A 2623-nucleotide genomic window follows, 5' to 3' on the forward strand; every position below is an offset into this window, starting at 1 on the left:
TGTCCGCGCCGAAGTAGAACTGAGCCACCGCGCCGCTTGAATCGTGAGCCAGGGGTGGAAGCCGACGCAGCAATGGTCGGCTGTGGATAAGTGTATGTCTTGCCTTGTTCTGTGACCTCCTTTCGCTTCTGTGATCGAACTCATAAGGCGCGAAGGGCGTAGCCCGTAGCGCCTTGCCACGCGCGGTGGCGGTCAATCAGCGGCGTCTGTTGGATCGGCCTTGGCGCCTGTCTTGCGGGTCTGCTCCCTGGCCTTGATGCGCTTCTTCGCCGTGGCGCTGCTGTGCAGGAATCGATGGCTCTCGTTGCCCGTCTCCACGATGTGACAGTGGTGCGTGAGGCGGTCGAGCAACGCGGTCGTCATCTTGGCGTCGCCGAACACCGTCGACCATTCGGCGAAGTCCAGGTTGGTTGTGATCACCACGCTGGTGTGCTCGTACAGCTTGGACAGCAGGTGGAACAACAGCGCGCCGCCGGCCTGACTGAACGGCAGGTAGCCCAGCTCGTCCAGGATCACCAGATCCATTCGCAGCAGGCTCAGCGCGATACGACCGGCCTTGCCTTGGGCCTTCTCCTGCTCCAGTGCATTGACCAGATCGACCGTCGAGTAGAACCGCACGCGCTTGCCGTGGCGCGTGATGCCCGACACGCCCAGAGCCGTTGCCAGATGGGTCTTGCCTGTGCCCGGACCACCGACCAAGACAACGTTGTGCGCGGCCTCGGTGAACTCCAGCATTGCGAGCAGGTGAACCAGCTTCTGGTCGACCACCGACGCGTCGAAGTCGAAGCCCGCCAGATCCCGGTGCACGGGGAAGCGCGCCGAGCTCATCTGGTGCTGCACTGAACGCATCGACCGGTCCGTGGTCTCAGCCTGCAGCAGATGTTCGACCAGCCAGCGCGAGGCATCCAGGCCGGACGCAGTTCCTTGCTCCGCCAGATCGCACCAGGCACTGGCCATGCCGTGCAGGCGCAGTGCCTTGAGTTCGACGGTCACATCACGCATGGTCCACCTCCTGTCCACGCAGGCTGTCGTAGCGTGCCGTGTTGGCCAGCGGCGGCGTGACGATCTGCAGCGCTGTCTCGGCACTCTGCGGTGTTGCCGGCGCGGTGAGCCGGCCGAGCACATTGACGACGTGCTCCACGCTGACCCGTCCTGACGGCGGACCGCTCTCCAGCGCCAACTCGACCGCCACGATCACCGCGTCCAGCCCCGCCGTCGGCACGATGGCCAACACCTGGGCCATCACGCGATCTCCACCGGCCTGGCGCAGCAAGCCGCGGCGCAGTTGCTGCAGCGCTTCGGGCATGTCTGCGAAGGGCGCACCGTTCCTCAATGCACCAGGCTTGCGCTGGATGAGCGGAATGTAGTGCTGCCAGTCGTAGCGAGTGCCCCCAGAGGCGCTCAGGCGCTCGTGGCGCGCCACCGCCGCGTCTTCTGCGACCACCACGACGTTGCCCGGGTACAGCCGCGTGCTGACCATCTGCCCGGCCAGCTCGCATGGCACCGAGTAGCGATTGCGTGCCACCGACACCAGGCAGGTGCTCGACACCCGCGCTGGCTTCTCTACGTAGCCATCGAAGGGCTCAGGCATGGGCATCAGGTGGGGACGCTCGTGCTCGAGCATCTCGGCCACGCTGAACTGGCTGTGCTCGGGATGTCGGACCTCGTTCCACAGCGCCCGGCAGCGCTCCGCCAGCCAGGCATTGAGTTCGACGAAGGAGCCGAAGCGACGCCGGGCCGCCTCGATCCAGATGCGCCGACGGCTGTCCTGCACGTTCTTCTCCACACGCCCCTTCTCCCAGCCCGAGGCCACGTTGCAGAAGTCGGGGTCGTACAGGTAGTGCGCGCACATCACGGCGAAGCGGGCATTGACGGTGCGGCCCTTGCCCTTGTGAACCTTGTCCACTGCGGTGCGCATGTTGTCGTAGATCCCGCGGCGCGCCACACCGCCCAGCGCTGCGAACGATCTCGTATGGGCGTCGAACAGCATCTCGTGGCCTTGGCTCGGGTACGCCACCAGCCAGAACGCACGGCTCGCACACAGCTTCAGGTGCGACACCTGCATGCGGTAATAGATGCCGCCGACAACCAGGCCTTCTTCGCTCCAATCGAACTGGAAGGCTTCGCCCAGCTCGAAGTTCAGCGGTACGAACGCCGTGACGTTGACTGTCTGCCCCTCACCCTGGCGCCACGTCCGCACGAAGTCAGTGATGGCTGAGTAGCCGCCGTTGTAGCCCGCAGCCTTGATCTCGGCGTGCAACGCGCGTGCCGTGCGTCGTTCGTGCTTGGGCCGCCTGGCATCGGCTGTCAATGCCTGCTTGAGTGCTTCCTCAAACGGGCTGAGCTTGTTCGGGCGCGGCTCGCGCCGGTACTTCGGCGCCTCCTTCACTGGTGCGCGCAGCCACTTCGACACCGTGTTGCGAGACAGCCCCGTCCTGCGCGCAATCTCTCGCTCCGACAGCTTGTCCCTCGCGTGCAGCCGTCGGATCTTGCCAATCATGTCCATGGTGATCACTCCTCGAACCCCGCCGCTTAAATAAACAGCAGGGTAGGTTGAACACCTGGCTCACTTTTACTTCGGCACTACCTACAAAACTGGCTCAGTTTCCGGTCGGCGCCAACA

General features: G+C 64.7%; 2 protein-coding genes. Both read right to left on the bottom strand.

Annotation, left to right across the window (positions count from 1 at the left end):
- Window positions 1-192 precede the first annotated feature (192 nt).
- On the bottom strand, window positions 193-1002 hold the full coding sequence (gene istB / locus D3H34_RS31635; protein ID WP_119558754.1) for an IS21-like element helper ATPase IstB: 810 nt from the start codon (window positions 1000-1002) through the stop codon (window positions 193-195).
- Entirely contained in the window at window positions 995-2506 is a 1512-nt protein-coding gene (gene istA / locus D3H34_RS31640) for an IS21 family transposase (protein WP_119558755.1), read from the bottom strand. The genes istB and istA overlap by 8 nt, the downstream gene beginning before the upstream one ends.
- Window positions 2507-2623: the final 117 nt, after the last annotated feature.

It is taken from the genome of Acidovorax cavernicola (genome assembly GCF_003581445.1).